The following is a 19024-nucleotide window of genomic DNA, read 5'->3' on the forward strand; positions in this document are numbered from 1 at the left end:
GCGCGGCTCATTCGAAGGGCGGCTGCGTATGCATGACCCAGCGCCCCTTGCTGTTTCGCTTGGCCTTGCGCAGTCCGGTATCCGCGGCGTCGAGCAGCGATTCCGCGTCGGCGTGGGCCAGTGAGGTGACCACGGTCCCGATACTGGCCGAGATCTCGATCTCGATACCGTCGACGACGACGGGCTCGTCGAAGGCGGCGAGCATGCGGTCGGCGAACAGGGAGACCTTGTCGCCATCGGTCGGCGGCTCGATGAGTGCGACGAATTCGTCGCCGCCGAGGCGGCACACGAAACAGCCGCTCTCGTGGACGGCGCGGTAGAGGCGGTCCGCCGCTTCCGACAGCACCCGGTCACCCACGCGGTGGCCGTAGTGGTCGTTGACGTGTTTGAAATGGTCGAGATCGGCGAAGCACAAACCGGTTCGAGCGTCCACGTCCGCGTCGGTGATCAGCTCCTCGATCCGTTCGAGCAGGAAGCGCCGGTTCGGCAGGCCGGTCAGCGGGTCGTGCCTGGCCTGCCGGTGCAACTCCTCCTGGAGCAGATGCCGTTCGGTGACATCGGCGCCGATGGCGAGCAGGCAATCGGGCCTGCCGTGCGATCCCCTGACGTAGGTGATGGCGAAGGTCATCCATCCGATGCTGCCGTCGGCGCGGACCAGCCGTTGGTCGAGTGTGACGGTGCCTTCGCCCGCGGGGACGAGTTTCTCGTACAGCAGGGTGCGAATGGTGTCGCGGTCGTCGGGGTGGGCGAAATCGTAGACGGAGATCCCACGCAGATGCTCGACGGGAATGCCGATCATATCGGCGAGGGCGGGGTTCGCGTCGACCAGTATGCCGTCGGTGTCACCGATGGCTATCGCCACACCGGTGCTGTCGAACAGGACGCGGAACCGCGCATCCTGTTCGTTCACCTCGTCGACCTTGCGCTGGTGTCCCTGGCCGAGTCCGGCCAGCAGGCCACCGAGCCGGACACCGGCGTCGGGGTGAGCGCTACCCTCGGCGAGTGCGTGCAGGACCGGCGCGGACAGGATCGGGACCATCGGGTCGGTGAAGTCCGCCGCCCAGAGCGCCGCGCCCACCCCGACGCCGACGGTCGCGTCGAACGGCTCGGCGTCCAAGGCCGCGGCCAGCTGATCCACGAGGCCGGATAGTCGACGACTGTCGGCGCTCGTGTCGGTGCGCTCGATGCCACCGGTGGCAAGGGCCTGTCGCCAAGTCCGCGCCAGCGCGGCACGGTCGATGTCGTCCACCACATCCCCTCGGCTTCGCTTACCCGCGGCTTCCGGTCGCCGAGGGCGGTGTGCTGCGTCTTTCGACCATAGTCGGTCGCCGGAACGGCCGTACGGAAGTCCCGGTCAGGACAACGACGATCAGGTCATCCGGTTCTCGACGAAGATCGACGCACCCTTGTATCTGAGGGTCGTGAGCTGCCAGACCCACGTGGCTCGCACGCACCCCGACATGTCCTCGACCTGGGTGCCGACCATAACAGCGACGTCGCGTTCCGGCAGCGCGTCGCACAGGGCCTCGATCCGGGCGCGGAGCGTGACGAATTCGATCAACCGTTCGCGCACGATGCCCGCTGTCGCCTCGACGGCGTCGGCGAGGCGGGCGCCCGGTGTGTTCAGCAGCCATACCGAGACGAGATTGAAATCCGCCCCGTCGCGGATGCATTCCTTCTCGAAGGAGAACAGATCGTTCATCAACGCCCCGATATCGGCCGTCAGTCGCCGGAGCCGGGCCAGGGGTTCGCCGAGCCCCGCCGCGCGGATCCGTTCCCATCGCAGATACTCGTCGCGGCCGAATTCGCACAGCGCGATCGCGGGATACATCCCGGAGACATCGCCCCTGAGGTCGATGTACTCCGTCACACCGAGCACTCCGCCGCGAGCGCGCGCGTTCTGATCCCTGATGGCCGTATTCAGATGGGCGCGCGTGGACTCCAGGAATTCGTCGAGCCACGCGGCGTCGGCCGAATCGGCCAGCAGCGTGAGGAATTCGGCCGCCGCCGCCTCGACCGGATCGGGATCGGTCGCGGCGGTGCGTGTCTCGAGTAGCGCGGACAGACGTCCGAGGGTTCGGGTCGCGCGTCGCTGGTCGAGGGTGGTCAGATTCGCGAATTTCTCGCGACCCACGGTGTCGTTGAGCCAGAACAGGATCGCGTTGTAGATCCCGATGGTCGTCATGCGCTCCGGGGAGATCGTGTTCGGATGCAGGTAGGGGGTCATGCTGTTGTAATGCGTCCCCGTGGACTCGAGCCAGATGCCGTATCGGCGGCAGAAGCTCTCGGTCTCGGCCAGCGCGACGGCCGCGAACCGGTTCGGTCGGAAATCCGCGCAGAACACGGCGATATCGAAATCGGGGGTACTGAACAACCGTTGCAACGACCACCCGTCGCCGGCCAGTAACTCCTCGTACTCCGCCCGCATCGCCACGAGCTTCGCCTCGACCTCGGGTAGGCACTCGACCACCACGAACCCCCTCATCACATCCGCTTCCATCAAGGTAGCCATGAAACAGACTGGACGCACGTTCAAAGGGGGTGTCGGGTCAGCGGGCCGGTGCCGACGCCACCGGGTCGGGAAGCCCGAAGCGGGCGCGGACGGTGGATTCCGGGTAGTCGGTGGCGACCGCGCCCTCGGCCCGCAACAGTGGAACGACCTTTTCGACGAAGGTGCGCAGGTCGTGCGGGAGGGTGGGCGGCTGGATCGTGAAACCGTCGACCACGTCGTCGCGCCACCAGTCGAGGATCTGCTCGGCCACCTCGGCGGGGGTACCGAGAACGAGCCGGTGGCCGCCGTCGACGCGACGGGCGAGTCGACGCAACGTCAACGGCTCGGTGGATACGAGATCGTGCAGCGAACGGGTGAAACCGATCGGGCCCCGCTGGTTCTCGTCGGAGTGGAACAACTCCGGTACGACGATGCCGTCCGGATCGAACGGCAGGCCGTGCCGGTCGGCGAAGGCGCGCACCAGCGAGAGCTCGTCGGCGTGGCCGTTGAGGTGTTCGTGGCGACGTAATGCCTCGTCGGTGCTATCCGCGACGATCGGGACGAGACCGGGCAGGATGCGTACCGTCTCCGGATCGCGATCGTGCGCCGCGGCCCGTTCCCGCACCTGCGACCCGAACTCGCGCGCGGCATGCTTGCCGAGCAACGCGGCGTACACCAGGTCGGCGTGACGGCCCGCGAGATCGATCCCCGCGTCGGATGCCCCGGCCTGGGCGATGAGCGGATGACCCTGCGGTCCGAGCGGCACATTGAGCGGGCCGCGCACATCGAAGAATTCGCCGTGGTGGTCGATGGGGCGCACCGAGTCGCCGGACCACAGCGGGTCGCCGAGTGCCGAGGGGGTGTCGACGGCGTCGTGGTCCCAGCTGCGCCACAGCTGCTTGACCACCGAGACGAATTCCTCGGCGCGGCGGTATCGCTCCGCGCGACCCGGCAGCGGAGCCGATCCGAAATTGGCGGCGATATCCGGATTGAAACTGGACACCACATTCCAGATCACCCGGCCACCGGAGATGTGATCCATGCTCGACAGCCGCCGCGCCAGGTTGTACGGCGAGTTGTAGGAGCTCGACGCCGTCACCACGAACCCGATATCGGGCACCCGTGCCGCGAGCGCGGTGAACAGCACGATCGGGTCGAGCGAGTGCAGCGGCCTGCTGGTGTCCGCGCGTTGCAATGCGGGGTGGTCGGAGAGGAAAACGGCGTCGAAGCCCCCTTCGTGAGCCAGCCGGGCCACCTCGACGTAGTGGTCGAAGGAGAGGAACCGGTCCCACGCCGCGTCCGGGGCCAGCCACGAATTGCCGTGGTAGCCGGTGCTGTTCACACCGACATTGAGGAACAGTCTGCGAGAGGGCATGTCGATTCTCCGTTCGGACAGGGATACGTGGGCGGTCAGCCGCCGACGTCACTGGGCACACGTTGGTGGACCGCGACCGAATCCCGCGCCCAGACCGCGTGCAGGCGCGCGTAGCGACCGTCGCGCGCGAGGAGTTCGGCGTGCGTGCCCTGTTCGACCACGGTCCCGTCGTGGAACAGCAGCACACGATCGGCGGTTTCGGCGGTGTGCATCCGGTGCGCGATGGTCACCGTGGTCCGGCCGTGGGTCAGCCCGGCCAGCGCGTGCTGCACCCGCACGTCGGTGCCCGCGTCCACCCCGCTGGTCGCTTCGTCCAGAACCAGCAGGTCCGGGTTCACCATGGCGGTCCTGGCCAGGGCGACGAGTTGGCGTTCCCCCGCCGAGAGCGCTTCGCCGCGTTGACCGACGCGGGTGTCGAGCCCCCGGGGCAGCCCGCGAATCCAGCCGGTGAGGCCGAGTCGCGCCAGCACCGCGAGCACATCGGCACGCGAGGCGCCCGCACGTCCGAGGGCGATGTTCTCCTCGACGGTGCGATCGAACAGGAAGGCCTCCTGCGGGACGATGGCGACGCGTCGCGTGAGCGCGTCGTCGGAGATCTCCGCGATATCGACATCCCACAGCGTCGCGGTGCCCGATCCCGGCAGCAGCTGCCTGGTCACCAGTTTCGCGAAAGTGCTCTTACCCGAACCGGTCTCACCGACCACGGCGACGTGCTCACCCTCCGCGATCCGCAGGTCGACATCGTGTAGCGCGGGTCTGCCGGTCACGTAGGCGAATCCGACCCCGTGGAATTCGACGGTGGCGGGTCCTTCCGGCAACGCGGTCCGGCTGCCTGTCCCCGACACCTGATCCAGATCGAGTATCTCGACCACGCGGCGCAAACCCGCTTCGGCATTGCGCGCGTCGGCGAGACTGCTGACCGCGAACTGCATCGGCCGGACGAAGAACGTGACCAGGAACAGGAAGGCCACGACATCGCCCGCGCTCAACCCGAACCCGACCCCGAACACCCCGACCCCCGCGGCGGTGCCCGCGACGAGTACCGCGGTGGTGATCAGTCCGCTGGCGACCTCGCCGATGGAGATGTTGAAACCCATCGGCCACAGGGTGCGGCACTGCGCGTCGCGCACCCCGTCGATCTGCGCGGCGGCGCGTTCGCCCATACGCTCCTCGATGCCGTATCCACGGATGGTGTCGATGCCGACGAGTACCTCGAGCAGCCCCGCGTAGAGTTCGCCGATGCGTCGACGCACCGTGTCGAACCGTCGGCCCACCCACCGCTGCAAACTGTGCCCGGCCAGCGGGACACCGAGGCCGATCAGCAGGACCAGTACCGCGGGCGGCCAGGAGTAGACCAGCATCACCGCCAGCGCCAGCAGCATCTGGGCGATGTTCTGCACCAACGTGATTCCGCCGGACTGCGCGTACAGGGTGACGACGTCGACATCGTTGGTGACGCGCGCGACCAGTGCGCCGCCGGACTCGGCCCTCGGGTCGGCGGGCGAGAGCCGCAGAATGCGGGCGAACGCCGCGACCCGCAGTTCGTACAGCGCCTGCTCGACGGCGCGGATCAGTCGGTGGTTCATCAGCGCGGAGGCGAGCATCGCCAGCAGGACCGCCGTGACCCCGACGGCCACCGCACCGGTGACCACCCGCGACCGGGTCGCGGCGTCGGCATCGGAGAGCAGGGCGTGGTCGAGCGCGTACTGGATGGTGACCGGGATGACGATGCGGCCCGACGCCGCGACCGTCGCGAGCAGCAGGATGAGGACCAGGGAACGACCGGAGAACGTCGTGTCGCGACGAACCCGCCGAAGCAGGGCGGCCGTGCCGTAGGCGCGTTCGGGGGTGGTCCGCTCGTACTCGGAGGTGCTCACCGTGCCCGCCGAACGGCGAGGTCGGGTTGGGATCCGTGACCGGGCGGCGGCGGGTCAGCGTAGACCGCGTCGACTTCGAGCCCGTGACGCTCGCCGGTCCGCGTCGGGAATCGCCCACCGGTGGTATCTGTTTCGTCAACCTCGGCGTCGTCACCGTCGGAGTAGGCGCCGAGCAGCGCGCGGTAGCCGGGTTCGGAATCGAGCAGTTCCTCGTGTCCGCCCAGCGCCCGAATCCGCCCGCCGTCGAGGAAGACCACGGTGTCGGCCAGGGCGATGGTGGCTGCGCGGTGTCCGACCAGCACGACGGTGGTTCGCCGATCATCGCCCGCGTATTCCGCGCGCAGGGCGTCGACCACCTCGCGTTCCACCAGCGGGTCGAGCGCGGAGGTGGCGTCGTCGAGCAGCAGCAGACCGGGCCGCCGGAAAACGGCCCTGGCCAACGCGATCCGCTGACGCTGTCCACCGGAGAGTTGCACATCCTCACCGAGGACGGTGTCGGCGCCGTGCGGTAGCCCGGCGACGAATCCGGCCGCACCGGCGATGCGCAGCGCCCGATCGAGTTCGGCGTCCGCGTCGTCCTCGGTCCGCGGCCGGGATGGTCGCGGTGTCGTCCCGTCACCGGATCCGGTCGGTCGCGCGTCGAGGACGACGTTGGCCCGCACGGTATCGGCGAACAGGAACGCGTTCTGGGTGACGAGCGCGGTACGCCGGCGCACCGCCTCCGGCGCGACGAGTCGGGTGTCGACGCCGTCCACCGACACCGCGCCGCGATCGGCTTCCAACAGGTGGGCGAGCAACGCGAGCAGTGTGGTCTTGCCCGCCCCGGTCGCCCCGGCGACGGCGACGACCGTCCCCGGGCGGACGGCGAGCGTCAGATCCCGCACGGCGTCGCGATCGGCGTGCGCCCGCCCGCCGCCCGCGTCGCGATAGCCGAAATCGACGTCGGCGAGTTCGAGCGCCACCCCGTCCGGTTGCCACGAGGGCGTCGACCGGCCGTGAGCGGGCCGCTCGGTCGCGGTGAGAATCTGTTCGACCCTGGTGTGTCCGGCGACCCCGAGCGGCAGCACACCGAGGAATCGGGCGATGACATTGAGCGGAATGGCCGTGGTGATGAGCAGGTAGATGACCTCGACCAGGGCGCCGACTCCGAGATGGCCCGCGTCGACACGGGCCACCCCGACGGCCAGGATCACCAGCGCGGCCAGCGGCGGCATGAGTTCGATCGCCGGATCGAAGATCGCACCCGCGTTGCCCATGCGACGATTCGCCGCCCGTGAGGCGTCCGCGGCCCGCGCGAACCGATCGATCTCGCGTTCGGTGATGCCGAGGGTCCGGATCACCTGGCGTCCGGCGACCGCCTCGTGCGCGAGCCCGCTGACGACGGCGCGTTGTTGTTGCGCTGCGCGTGCCCGGGGCGCGAGCACCCGCTGATACAGCAGGTTCGCGGCGAAGACCAGCGGGATGAGGATCGCCGCGATCAGCGCCAGCCACGGATCGGCCAGCGCGATATCGGCCATCACCAGCAGCAGCATGCCCGTCATGCCGACCGCGAAGGGGAAGTGCTGCATCGGATCCCACGCGGTCTCGGCGTCGGAGACCGCGCGCGACACCAGTTCGCCCGCCGAATGCCTGCGGTGCCACGAGACGCCCAGCCGCAGGTAGGCCGCGGTGACGGCCTTCCTGGTCGCGGCCTCGTTGTGGTACTGGACGACGCCGGTCGCGACGCCACGGGAGATGATCGTCAGGATGCGCAGCAGCGAGACCGCGAGGACGAACAGCGCGCCCGTCGTGGCCGCGCCAACCAGGAATCGATCCTCGGCGAAGCCCGCGACGACGACGTGTTCGGTACTCCAGCCGATCGCTTTGGCGGCCAGCACCATGCACACCGCGTTGGTGAGTCCGGAGCCGATCGCTATCGCGGCCGCTCCCGGCATGCGGGCACATCCGCGCGCCATCATCGCCAGGCCGGTACGCAGGGTGCGGACGTCGCCGCCGGTCCCGGTATCCGCTCCGGCGAGCAATGCGCCTCTGCCGTAGCTCATGATCGGGAAACCTCCTGCTTTTCGAACACACACGCCAGGACAACAGTGCGCGAAATTCGTTGCCTCGGGCAATGAACTGGATCAGGGTGATCGAAAATTCTGGTCGGAAACTCCGTCAAGAGAAACTTCAAGAATGGTGTAGACAATCTTGCCGATCGCAACCCGTCAGGGATTTCCCCGTCCGTCCTAGCCTGGTCAGGACATGTTCTCCCCGAGCGAATCAGGTGGTGGGTCCGATGACAATCGCGGCGACAGAACAGATTTCGACGGAATCGACGATCACGGTAGCGCCGCAGTCCGGGTATACCGGCGCTGAGATATCCGGTGTCGACCTTTCCGAGGAACTTTCCGATCAGGTGATCGCGGAAATTCGGCAGGCATTGTTGAAATGGAAGGTGGTGTTCTTCCGCGATCAGACGATCGGGCACGCGGAACAGATCGCCTTCGCACGCCGGTTCGGAAAGGTCACCCCGGCCCATCCGTACGAGGAGAACCCGCCGGAGGGTTTCCCGGAGATCCTGCCGATCGACAGCCGTCGCTACGGCACGCAGTACGGGCGCAAGCGGACCTCCTACGACAGCAGTTGGCACACCGACGTCACCGCGCTGATCAATCCGCCCGCCTTCTCCATCCTGCGCGCCGACATCCTGCCCCCGTTCGGCGGCGACACCGCCTGGACGAATCTGGTCGCCGCCTACGAGAACCTGCCCGCCGAGGTGCGCGCCTTCGCCGACGTCCTCGACGCCGAGCACACCTTCGAGAACCGCGCGACCCAGGGCAGCACGCGGGCGGCGGTGATCGACGGCAAGCCGTTGCGCACCTATCATCCGGTGGTGCGCGTGCATCCGGAAACGGGGGAGCGGGCGCTGTTCGTCAGCCCCGGTTTCACCCGCAAGACCAAGACGGTGCGCAATCTCGGCCCTCGCCTGAGTTCCCACCTGCTCGACGCGCTGTGGGAGGAAGCCACTCGCACCGAGTACACGGTGCGCTTCCGCTGGGCGCCGGGCAGCGTCGCGTTCTGGGACAACCGCGCCACCGCGCATCTCGCCATTCCCGACGCGGGCCACCTCGGCTACGACCGGGTGTTGTACCGGGTGACTATCGAGGGCGATGTCCCCCGTGGTGTGGACGGGCGGCTCTCCGAATCGCTCGAGGGTGACGCCTTCCTCGGCGCCTGACCGCCGCGCGCGGCGAAGAGCCCTGAACGGCAGGGGGATTCGGACACACCATCGAAACGCGGTCACCGGCATCGCCGGTGGCCGCTCGGCGTGTCCGGGGCACCGTCGACTCGGCGTGTCCAGTCGGAGTGACTCTCGCGACACGGCGCGTCGGAGATCGGATCCAGCGCGACAACGGGGGGCCGTGGCGCTAGCATTGGCGCAGCCGATAACGGTGGATTTGCCGAGCCGAGGTGGTTCGAATGACAAGTGCAAGGCCGCAACCGGTTGCCCTCAGCGACGACGCCGCGAGGACACTGGCCAATGCGACGAAATCCGTTCCCCAGATGGAGTCGATCAGCCCCCGCTGGCTCGTTCATCTGCTGAATTGGGTTCCGGTGGAGGCGGGTATCTTCCGGCGCAACCGGGTCACCCACGAGAACACCGTCGATATCCAGTGCGACAATTTCGATGAATCCCCCCTGCCGGACACCTTCGTCGATTACGACCGTGAGCCCAGGGAGTACCGCCTCAAGGCGGTGCACACCATCATGGATGTGCACACTCGCGTCTCCGATCTGTACTCGAGCCCGCACGATCAGATCGCCCAGCAGCTGCGGCTCACGATCGAAGCGATCAAGGAGCATCAGGAAGGCGAATTGATCAACAGTCCGGACTACGGACTGATCGCCAACACCGCGGAGAAACAGCGGATCTCCACGATCGGTGGACCGCCGACCCCGGACGATCTGGACAATCTGATCGCCCGCGTGTGGAAGGAACCCGCGTTCTTCCTCACCCACCCGCAGGGAATCGCGGCTTTCGGCAGAGAATGCACCCGGCGCGGGGTTCCGCCGCCGACGGTGAGTTTGTTCGGATCCCAATTCATCACCTGGCGCGGCATTCCCATCATTCCCTCGGACAAGGTTCCGGTCGAAGGCGGGAAGACGAAATTCCTCCTGATCCGCACCGGTGAGTCCAGGCAGGGCGTGATCGGTCTCTACCAGCCGGGGCTTTCCGGCGAGCAGGGCCTCGGTCTGTCGGTGAAGTTCATGGGAATCGATCGCAGCGCGATCGCCTCGTATCTGGTGTCGCTGTACTGCTCACTCGCGGTACTGACCGACGATGCGGTGGCCGTGCTGGAGGGAGCCGAGGTGGACAAGTTCCATGACTACGCCCCGAGCTACCGCAGCTGATCGGTCGGGCGCGTCGGAGCAGGCCGAATACGCCGCTGCGCCGGGTCCGCTGTTACCCGACGAATCGACCCTGAATCGGCTGGCCGCGCAGATTTTCGCGGCCATGCCGTCCGCGTCGCCGGGTGTGACGGCCCTCGCCGCCACACCCCCGGATCCCGCGCCACGGGCGGGTACGTCGCCGTCCACGACCCCGCCGAGTGGGTCCGCCGCGCCCCCGGGTGGGGCGACACCGGAGCCGACCGTGCCCGGCTGGGAGATCGACCGGGCCGGTCCGCCCGCGCGGACGGCACCGGTCGGCGCGTCCCCGTCGGCCGCCGTCCCGTCCACTCCCGTGAGCAACGCGTCCGAGCCGAGTTCTTCGTCACCCCAATCGCTTTCGTCACCGCGTGGTTATTCGGGAACGCCCGCCACCGGTATTCCCGCCGCCGGTGCGGCCGTGCCCGCACCGACCTACGCGAGCGCGGCGAACGTCGCGCCGGAATCCGCGGCCCCGGCGGTCGCGGATCCGTCGACCGGTGTGATCGGCTCCTACGCCGAATACTTCACGCCGCCGCTGCCCGCGTTCACCGATCTGCTCCCGCCGACCCGGGCGCTGGATTCGGCGGGTTCGGTGCCGATCGCGGGTGCGCCCGCTTTCTATTTCCTCGACCGGCCGACCGAGCAGATCCAGGCGCCCGCGCCGTCGTCGCCGTTCTATTTCCTGGAGTCGAACGCGGGCCGAATCGCGCCCGACCCGCGTCCGCCGTTCGACGTGTACGCGGTCCGCAACGATTTCCCGATTCTGCGGGAGCGGGTCAACGGTCATCCGCTCGTGTGGTTCGACAATGCGGCGACCACGCAGAAACCACGCGCGGTCATCGACCGTCTCGCGTATTTCTACGAGCACGAGAATTCGAATATCCATCGCGCCGCGCACGAGTTGGCGGCGCGTTCCACCGATGCCTACGAGAACGCACGCGATACCGTCGCGCGTTTTCTCGGTGCCTCGTCCTCGGAGGAGATCATCTTCGTCCGCGGCGCCACCGAGGGGATCAACCTGATCGCGCAGACCTGGGGTCGCGCCAATATTCGCGAGGGCGACGAGATCGTCATCTCACATCTCGAGCATCACGCGAATATCGTGCCGTGGCAGATGCTCGCGGCGGAGACCGGCGCGGTGCTGAAGGTGATCCCGGTCGACGAGAACGGGGATCTGCTGCTCGACGAATACACCCGTCTGCTCTCCGACCGTACGAAACTCGTTTCGGTGGCCCACGTGTCGAACGCGCTCGGCACGGTGACCCCGGTGCACGCCATCGTGGACCAGGCCCACCGCGCGGGCGCGATCGCGGTGATCGACGGTGCGCAATCGGTGCCGCACACGCGTGTCGATATGCGTTCGCTGAACGCCGACTACTTCGTGTTCTCCGGGCACAAGTTGTACGGGCCGACGGGTATCGGTGTGGTCTACGGGAAATCCGAAGTGCTGCAAGATGTTCCGCCCTGGCAGGGGGGTGGCAACATGATCAGCGACGTGACACTCGAACGCGCGGTGTTCCAGCCGCCGCCGGGACGTTTCGAGGCGGGCACCGGCAATATCGCCGATGCCGTCGGTCTCGGCAGCGCGATCGAATACGTGGAACGTATCGGCATGGAGAATATCGCCCGCTACGAGCACGATCTCCTCGAATACGCGACACCGCTGCTCGCGGCCGTTCCGGGGGTGCGACTGGTCGGCACCGCACGGGAGAAGGCGAGCGTCCTGTCGTTCGTGATGGCGGGATTCGAGCCACTCGAAGTCGGAAAGGCATTGAACGAGAAGGGGATAGCGGTGCGCGCCGGACATCACTGCGCGCAGCCGATCCTGCGCCGCTACGGCCTCGAGGCGACCGTGCGTCCCTCCTTCGCCTTCTACAACACCTGCGAGGAGATCGACCGGATGATCGCGACCCTCATCCAACTCGCTCGTTCCCGGCGGTAGAAACCCGCAATAGCCGAAAGGTAGCGAAGGGCCCGTTCTCGCCTCGAATCGAAGCGAGAACGGGCCCTTTCGTTGTCGCGGACTGCTCAGACCGCTTTGTTCAAACCGGCGTCCACCAGGACGTCGGTCCCGGTGGTGCTGGCCGAACGCGGGGAGCACAGCAGCACGATCGCGTCGGCGACCTCCTGTGGCGCGATGAGCCGACCGGTCGTCAGCCGCATCATCTGCGCCGCGCCGCCGCCGAGGACACCGGCGCGATCGGTGCCCGTCGCCGCCGCGATGACATCGGCGGCGCCGCCGTCCTCGGTCCACCAGGGCGTGACGACCGGCCCGGGGGAGACGGTGTTCACCCGGATGCCCTGCGGGCCGAATTCCTCCGAGAGGGCCTGGGTGAGATTGCGTACACCCGCTTTCGCCACCCCGTAGTCGACATTCGTGCCGCTGGGCACGTGGGCCATGGTCGAGGCGATATTGACGATCGCGCCGCCACCTCGTGCCAGCAGGCGCGGGATCGCGGCCCGCACCGCCCGCACCGTCGTCATCAGGTTGAAGTCCAGCATCGCCTGCCAGTCGGCGTCGTCGAGGTCGTGGAAGGAGAAGCGCGGCAGCACCGCGCCCCGCGGCGGGCCACCGGCGTTGTTGACGAGAATATCGAGTCCGCCGAACAGTCGTTCGGCCCGTTCGACGGCCCGCGCGGGGCCGTCCGGGGTGGACAGGTCGACGGCGACGTGGGCGAACCGATCACCGGCGAGTTCGTCGAGTTCGGGGGTCGAACGCCGCGACGCGGCGACGACGAGTGCCCCTTCGGCGTGAAGGGTGCGCGCGGTGGCGAGTCCGATTCCCTTCGACCCGCCGGTGACCACCGCGACCTTGTCCTGCAACAGAAGATCCATGAGCAGAAGTCTCGTTCGGCGCCGGACGGCGCGCTGGCGGCTTCCGGTCGCCGCGTTGGTGCGCGGGGATGAGGCATTGACATAATGCAACATGATTTCTATCTTCGTTACATGCGGGATGGATTCGACGATGTGGACGAGGCGATCATGGACGCCGCGCTCGAACGCATCGTGCAGGTCGGAATCCGGCGCGCCAGCCTCGAGGACATCGCCCGCCGTGCGGGTATCAGCAGGGTTACCGTGCATCGCCGGTTCGCGGGTAAGGACAATCTCGTGGAGGCCGTTCTGGCCCGCGAGACCCGGCGGATGCTCGCCGAGGTCACCGGGATCGCGGCGACGGCCTCCGGCGTCGACGCGCAGATCGAGGAGACGATGCTGCATGTCCTGGTGCAGACCAGAATCCACCGGCTGATCACCGAATTGCTTCGCGTCGCCCCCGATGAAGTGCTCGGCTTCTACACCGTGCAGGGGGAACGCCTGGTGGCGATCGGGATCGACTACATCGTCGGGATGCTCACCCAGGCGCAGGCCGCGGGGCTCGTCGCCCGATACGACCCCCGACCCGTCGCCGAACTCGTTGCCCGCCTGGCACATTCGCTGATGCTCACACCGGGCGGCGGCAACGTCGACTTCGCCGATCCGGACAAGGCCCGCGCTTTCGTCCGCACCGCCATCGTGCCGTTGATGAAACACGGCATCGCCACACCATCTGAGGAAGTCAACGATGACCACTTCGCCGAATCCGCCTACTCGACACCCCGATCGGCCCCGTAGGCCGCCCGGTCTCGGACCGATCGCCCTGCTGCTCGGCATCGGCGAGCCGTCGCCGGACCGGTGGCGTCGACTCGGCGAATCCCTCGTCGTGGGCGACGAACCGATGGATCGGCTCGTCGACTGGATGTACGCCGAAGGCATGGGGACCACTCGCCCCCTGTTCGAACAGGCGCTGCGCGCGGGAATCTCCAGCGTCCCCGACGCGCCCGAACCTCTGCGCGCGTTCTTCACCATGGTCGAGACCACCCCCGACTGGGTCGATCCCGAATTGCTGCGCCGTGGCGAGCGGGTCTTCCGTTCCGGCGGTTCCGACGGTCTCTATTTCGCGCGCGATGTGTCCTTCCTCGGTGGATATCTCGCCTCGGGTTTCAACAAGACCCTGATCCGCACCGGTGCGCTGGAGAAGGGACCGGCCCGGCGGTTCGCCGAAACTCTGCAATGGGCCATGGATGTGTCCACGGAGAACGGGATGGACCTGTTCGGTCAGGGCTACCGCTCGACGCTGCATGTGCGTTTCATCCACTCGATGGTCCGCCGCCACGTCGCCGCCATGCCGGATTGGCGCGGGGACGACTGGGGCCTGCCCATCAATCAGACCGATATGGCGGCCACGCTCGTCGGCGCGCTGCTCGCCCCCTTCGTCGGCGGCATGGTGCTCGGCATCGTCCCGTCGCGGGCCGACACGGTCGCCGCCGCCCACCTGACCCGCTACGTGGGCTGGCTGATCGGTGTCGAAGAACAGTGGCTGCCAACGGGTTTCCGCGACGGCGTGGAGATCCTGTACCACTGCCTCGCCGCCATCACCAACCCCGACGAGACCAGCCGCCAGCTCGCCGTCCCGATGGCCGACGACCCGTTGCGGTGGTCCTATCCCAACCTGCCCGGGCTGCGCGGCCGCATCGCCCGCGCCCAGCATCTGTCGGTGACCACCGCGTTCCTGGGCCCGAAGGCGATGCGCACGCTCGGCCTGCCCGCCTACGTTCCACCCTGGTACCCGGCGCTGCGCATCCCCGTCAACCTGGTGCGCAGCGCGTTCGTCCGCTTGTCCCCCGGCGGCACCGACCGGGCCGCGATCCAGGGGCGACGCGAACAGGAAGCGTTCCTGCGCAGGCTGATCGGCGAGACGAAGGCCACCATCGGCGAATCCGCGCCACCGCTCGAGAAGATCGCGTAATCGCTACCCGGGCGTCTTCCTGAGCAGATCGAGTGCGAATTCCGAATACTCGCGCGCGATCTGCTCAGGGGTGGACGGGCCGTCGCTGCGGAACCACTGTGACAGCGACGTGCACATGGTGGCGATCGCCCGCCCCGCGTCGCGCGGGTGATCGGTCCGCAGGGTTCCCTCGGCGACGGCCGCGGCGATCTCCTCGTCGAGCAGATACTGGATCTCGTTGCGGGACTGCGTGATGCGACGCCGGTTCTCACCCTTGAGACTGCGCATCTCACTCGCGCCGATGAAGGCCAGCGCCCGGCGGTGGGTGTGGTAGAGCGCCAGCGCCTCCACGATCAGCGCGACCCGTTCGGCGCTCGTCGCACCGTCGGCCCGCGCGGCGCCGACCCGCCAGTGCAATTCGTCCATGGTGATGTCGAGAACGCGGACGAGCAGTTCCTGTTTGTCGCGATAGCGGTGATAGACGCCGGGCACGCTCATCCCCGCGCGATGGGCCAGCGAGCGCATGGTGGCCCCGTGATATCCGGTCTCGACGAACGATTCGATCGCCGCGTCGAGCACCGGATCGATCGACAGCGGCGGGAATTCACGCCAGTGCCGCGCGCCGTGCCGCCGCACCGCCGCCGCCCGTACTCCGGTATCGGATTCGCGGCCGCGCGGGGCGGGTTCGGCGCCGCCGACCAGGTCGCGCACGTCGACGTGCAGGGCGTCGGCGAGTACCCGCAACCGCTCGACGCTGACCCCGGTCTTCCCGCTCTCGATCGCGCTGATGGTCGCGGTGCTCAGGCCGAGCCTGCGCGCCAGTTCGCGCTGGGAGACCCCGGCCGCGCGCCGCGCCGAACGAATCGATTCGTGAATATCGGACGTCATCGCTGGTTCTGCTCCGATCTGTTCAGGATTCCTGAATATTTTGACGTGCCGAGCACGAACATGCCAGTGTATTGGCCCATGCGGACCGAACGATCGTTCTAATCGATTCGGTGGTCCGCCGCCCACCGCCGCCCACGCTGGAGGAGTTTCCGATGCCGATCGACCTGTCGTATTCACCGGAGACGACCGCGCTGGTCGAGAAGGTGCGGACCTTCGTCCGCGAGGTCGTCCTCCCGATCGAGGACGAGCACGTCGGCGATATCGCCGCGGCCGGTGGGGACGCGATACGGGTCGAACTGCAAGCGCAGGCGCGGAAGGCGGGCGTCTTCGCGCCGCACGCACCGGTCGAATACGGCGGACACGGTCTGAACATGTCCGATCGCGCACCGGTCTTCGAAGAGGCGGGCTACTCGCTGTTCGGTCCGACGGCACTGAATATCGCGGCCCCGGACGAGGGCAATGTCCACATGCTCGCCCATATCGCCGACGCGGCGCAGAAGCAGCGGTACCTGGAACCGCTGGCACGCGGTGAGGTCAGGTCCGCCTTCGCGATGACAGAACCCGCGCCCGGCGCGGGTTCTGATCCCTCCGCGCTGACGACGCGGGCGGTGCGCGTGGACGGCGGCTGGCGGATCTCTGGCCACAAATGGTTCATCACCGGGGCGGACGGCGCGGGATTCTTCATCATCTTCGCCCGTACCTCCGGCGAACCGGGTGATCGCGGCGGCGCCACCATGTTCCTCACCCCGGCCGACGCGCCCGGCCTCCGGGTCGGTAGGCATATCTCCACCCTGGACAAATCCATGCTCGGCGGCCACTGCGAGGTGTTCTTCGACGACCTGTTCGTCCCCGACGCCGGGGTGCTCGGCGAGGTGGACCGCGGCTTCGAATACGCGCAGGTGCGGCTCGGACCCGCCAGGATGACCCACGTGATGCGCTGGCTCGGCGCGGCCAGGCGCGGGCACGACATCGCCGTCGCCCACGTCGCGCGGCGGCAGGGCTTCGGCGCGAAACTCGGGGATCTGGGCATGGTCCAGCAGATGGTGGCAGACAACGAGATCGATATCGCGGCGACCAGGGCGCTGCTGACCCGCGCGTGCTGGGAACTGGACGCCGGTGAGACGGCGGCGAATTCGACCTCCGTGGCGAAGACCTTCGCCGCCGAGGCGATCTTCCGGATCGTCGACCGCAGCGTCCAGATGTGCGGCGGACTCGGGGTTTCCGACGATCTGCCGCTGGCGCGACTGTCCCGCGAGGTGCGCCCGTTCCGGGTGTACGACGGACCGTCGGAAGTGCACCGGTGGGCGATCGCCAAACGGGTGATCGGCGCGGCGAAGCGCGCCGCGCGCGAGACCGAATCGAAGGAGACCCCGTGACTCTGCCGGGTATGGACGTCGCGGCACTGCGCGACTACCTCGTCGGCGCCGGTATCGACGTCGCGGGCGAACTGCGGGTCGAAATGATCAGCGGCGGGCGCTCGAATCTCACCTTCAAGGCCTACGACGACCGCTCGACCTGGGTGGTGCGCCGTCCGCCGACGAGCGGACTCACCCCGTCCGCGCACGACATGGCGCGCGAGTACACCGTCACCAGCCGACTGGCAGGCACCTCCGTCCCGGTCGCGGCGGTGGTCGCCTTCGATGCCGACGGCACCGCGCTGGGCGCGCCCATGACGGTCGTGGAATACGTCGAGGGCAGTGTGATCCGCGACCGTGCCGATCTGGCGACGCTGACCGACGCGCAGGTCCGGGCGAGCGCGGATGCGCTCGTCGCCACCCTGGTCGACCTGCACGCGGTGGACTATCGGGCCGCGGGTCTGGAGAATTTCGGTCGCCCACACGAATTCGTCGCCCGCCAGGTCGCGCTGTGGGCCCGGCAATGGGATCGGGTGAAGACCCGCGACCTCCCGGATTTCGCGGCACTGCACGCGGCATTGTCCGAGGCGATTCCCGCGACGTCGGACGCGTCGATCATCCACGGCGATTTCCGGATCGACAATACGATTCTCGATTCGGCGTCGCCGGATATCGTGCGCGCCGTCGTCGACTGGGAGATGTCGACACTGGGTGACCCGCTGACCGATATCGCGCTGATGTGCGTCTATCGCACACCGGTATTCGATCTCGTCCTCGGCACGGACGCGGCATGGACCAGCCCGCGTCTTCCGTCGCCGGAGGTTTTGGCGCAGCGATACGCCACCCTGTCCGGGCGCGATCTCGCGGACTGGAATTTCTATCTCGCCCTGGCCAATTTCAAACTCGGCGTCATCGGCGAGGGCATCACGCACCGCGCGCTGCACGGGTCGGACGCGGGCGGGGACGCCCGTCGCGCCGCCGAGGCGACGCCGGAATTCATGGCCGCCGGATTACGCGCGTTGCGGACCGTCTCGCGCACCGGACATCGTTCGACGGAGTCACTGTGAGCAACGTACTCGACCTGTTCCGGCTCGACGGCAAGGTCGCGATCGTCACCGGCGCGAGTTCGGGCCTGGGCGCCGGATTCGCCCTCGCGCTCGCGCAGGCGGGCGCGGATCTGGTACTCGCCGCCCGCCGGACCGAACAGTCGGAGACCGTCGCCGCCCGGGTGCGCGAACTCGGCAGGCGCGCACTCGTCGTCGGCGCGGACGTCTCCGATCCCGATCGGTGCCAGGCCATGGCCGAGGCGGCGATGACCGAGTACGGCCGCATCGACATCCTGATCAACAACGCCGGTATCGGAACGGCGGTCCCCGCGGTGCGGGAACAACCCGACGAATTCCGCAAGGTCATCGACCTGAACCTCAACGGCGCGTACTGGGCGGCGCAGGCCTGCGGGCAGCGGATGACGCCCGGTTCGAGCATCGTCAATATCGCCAGCGTGCTCGGTCTGATCAAATCCTATGCGCCGCAGGCGGCCTATGCCGCGAGTAAGGCCGGGCTCATCGGCCTGACCCGAGATCTCGCCCAGCAGTGGTCGGGCCGCCGAGGTATCCGGGTGAACGCCATCGCCCCCGGCTATTTCGCCAGCGAGATGACCGCCGCCGTGCCCGCCGACCAACTGCTGACCTTCGTGCGACAGACCAGCCCGTTGGGCAGGCTCGGCGAACAGCACGAACTCGACGCGGCCGTCGTCTTCCTGGCGAGTCCCGCGAGTTCCTACATCACCGGGACGACCCTCGCGGTGGACGGCGGTATGTCGGGGCACTGACACCGACGAGAAAGTCGGTCCCGGAACGATAT

Annotated in this window: 15 protein-coding genes; 8 read left to right on the top strand and 7 right to left on the bottom strand. The window is 68.0% G+C overall.

The window, feature by feature from the left end; genetic code table 11:
* Window positions 1-7: 7 nt before the first annotated feature.
* The 5 genes from JZ792_RS03925 to JZ792_RS03945 form a co-directional block, all read right to left on the bottom strand.
* On the bottom strand, window positions 8-1249 hold the full coding sequence (locus JZ792_RS03925; protein ID WP_308165131.1) for a diguanylate cyclase domain-containing protein: 1242 nt from the start codon (window positions 1247-1249) through the stop codon (window positions 8-10).
* 120 nt (window positions 1250-1369) lie between these two features.
* Window positions 1370-2512 (bottom strand): terpene synthase family protein, encoded by a 1143-nt coding sequence (locus tag JZ792_RS03930; protein WP_254189231.1) that lies wholly within the window; start codon window positions 2510-2512, stop codon window positions 1370-1372.
* 37 nt (window positions 2513-2549) lie between these two features.
* On the bottom strand, window positions 2550-3866 hold the full coding sequence (locus JZ792_RS03935) for an NtaA/DmoA family FMN-dependent monooxygenase (RefSeq protein WP_254189232.1): 1317 nt from the start codon (window positions 3864-3866) through the stop codon (window positions 2550-2552).
* A gap of 35 nt (window positions 3867-3901) precedes the next feature.
* A complete protein-coding gene (locus JZ792_RS03940; RefSeq protein WP_216906901.1) occupies window positions 3902-5743 on the bottom strand; it encodes an ABC transporter ATP-binding protein in 1842 nt (613 codons plus the stop codon).
* On the bottom strand, window positions 5740-7785 hold the full coding sequence (locus tag JZ792_RS03945; RefSeq protein WP_216906903.1) for an ABC transporter ATP-binding protein: 2046 nt from the start codon (window positions 7783-7785) through the stop codon (window positions 5740-5742). The genes JZ792_RS03940 and JZ792_RS03945 overlap by 4 nt, the downstream gene beginning before the upstream one ends.
* Window positions 7786-8021: 236 nt before the next feature.
* Between JZ792_RS03945 and JZ792_RS03950 the strand changes: the two genes are divergently transcribed.
* From JZ792_RS03950 to JZ792_RS03960, 3 genes are all read left to right on the top strand, one after another.
* Window positions 8022-8963 (top strand): TauD/TfdA dioxygenase family protein, encoded by a 942-nt coding sequence (locus JZ792_RS03950; protein ID WP_216906905.1) that lies wholly within the window; start codon window positions 8022-8024, stop codon window positions 8961-8963.
* A 242-nt stretch (window positions 8964-9205) separates the two neighbouring features.
* Window positions 9206-10138 carry a family 2A encapsulin nanocompartment shell protein gene (locus JZ792_RS03955; RefSeq protein WP_216906907.1) on the top strand — a complete coding sequence of 311 codons (933 nt, stop codon included), beginning with the start codon at window positions 9206-9208 and terminating at the stop codon, window positions 10136-10138.
* Entirely contained in the window at window positions 10110-12098 is a 1989-nt protein-coding gene (locus JZ792_RS03960; RefSeq protein ID WP_216906909.1) for a family 2A encapsulin nanocompartment cargo protein cysteine desulfurase, read from the top strand. Before JZ792_RS03955 ends, JZ792_RS03960 begins: the two co-directional genes overlap by 29 nt.
* Window positions 12099-12184: 86 nt before the next feature.
* Here JZ792_RS03960 and JZ792_RS03965 read toward each other — a convergent pair whose 3' ends face one another.
* Complete coding sequence (locus JZ792_RS03965) at window positions 12185-12991, bottom strand: SDR family NAD(P)-dependent oxidoreductase (RefSeq protein ID WP_216906911.1); 807 nt, start codon at window positions 12989-12991, stop codon at window positions 12185-12187.
* A 111-nt stretch (window positions 12992-13102) separates the two neighbouring features.
* On the opposite strand from JZ792_RS03965, the gene JZ792_RS03970 reads away from it, so the two are divergent.
* Complete coding sequence (locus JZ792_RS03970) at window positions 13103-13765, top strand: TetR/AcrR family transcriptional regulator (protein ID WP_216906913.1); 663 nt, start codon at window positions 13103-13105, stop codon at window positions 13763-13765.
* Window positions 13716-14939, top strand: coding sequence for an oxygenase MpaB family protein (locus JZ792_RS03975; protein WP_216906915.1), 1224 nt, complete (start codon window positions 13716-13718; stop codon window positions 14937-14939). The genes JZ792_RS03970 and JZ792_RS03975 overlap by 50 nt, the downstream gene beginning before the upstream one ends.
* Before the next feature lie 3 nt (window positions 14940-14942).
* Here the strand turns inward: JZ792_RS03975 and JZ792_RS03980 are convergent, their stop codons facing one another.
* On the bottom strand, window positions 14943-15806 hold the full coding sequence (locus tag JZ792_RS03980; protein WP_216906917.1) for a TetR-type transcription factor C-terminal domain-containing protein: 864 nt from the start codon (window positions 15804-15806) through the stop codon (window positions 14943-14945).
* 152 nt (window positions 15807-15958) lie between these two features.
* On the opposite strand from JZ792_RS03980, the gene JZ792_RS03985 reads away from it, so the two are divergent.
* The 3 genes from JZ792_RS03985 to JZ792_RS03990 are packed head-to-tail and all read left to right on the top strand — an operon-like array spanning window position 15959 to window position 18992.
* On the top strand, window positions 15959-17182 hold the full coding sequence (locus tag JZ792_RS03985) for an acyl-CoA dehydrogenase family protein (RefSeq protein ID WP_216906919.1): 1224 nt from the start codon (window positions 15959-15961) through the stop codon (window positions 17180-17182).
* A gap of 11 nt (window positions 17183-17193) precedes the next feature.
* A complete protein-coding gene (locus tag JZ792_RS41775; RefSeq protein WP_254189267.1) occupies window positions 17194-18228 on the top strand; it encodes a phosphotransferase family protein in 1035 nt (344 codons plus the stop codon).
* A complete protein-coding gene (locus JZ792_RS03990) occupies window positions 18225-18992 on the top strand; it encodes an SDR family NAD(P)-dependent oxidoreductase (protein ID WP_308165132.1) in 768 nt (255 codons plus the stop codon). The genes JZ792_RS41775 and JZ792_RS03990 overlap by 4 nt, the downstream gene beginning before the upstream one ends.
* The last annotated feature ends 32 nt before the right edge of the window (window positions 18993-19024 follow it).

The sequence above is a fragment of the Nocardia noduli genome (assembly GCF_019038455.1).
GTDB classification, from domain to species: domain Bacteria; phylum Actinomycetota; class Actinomycetes; order Mycobacteriales; family Mycobacteriaceae; genus Nocardia; species Nocardia noduli.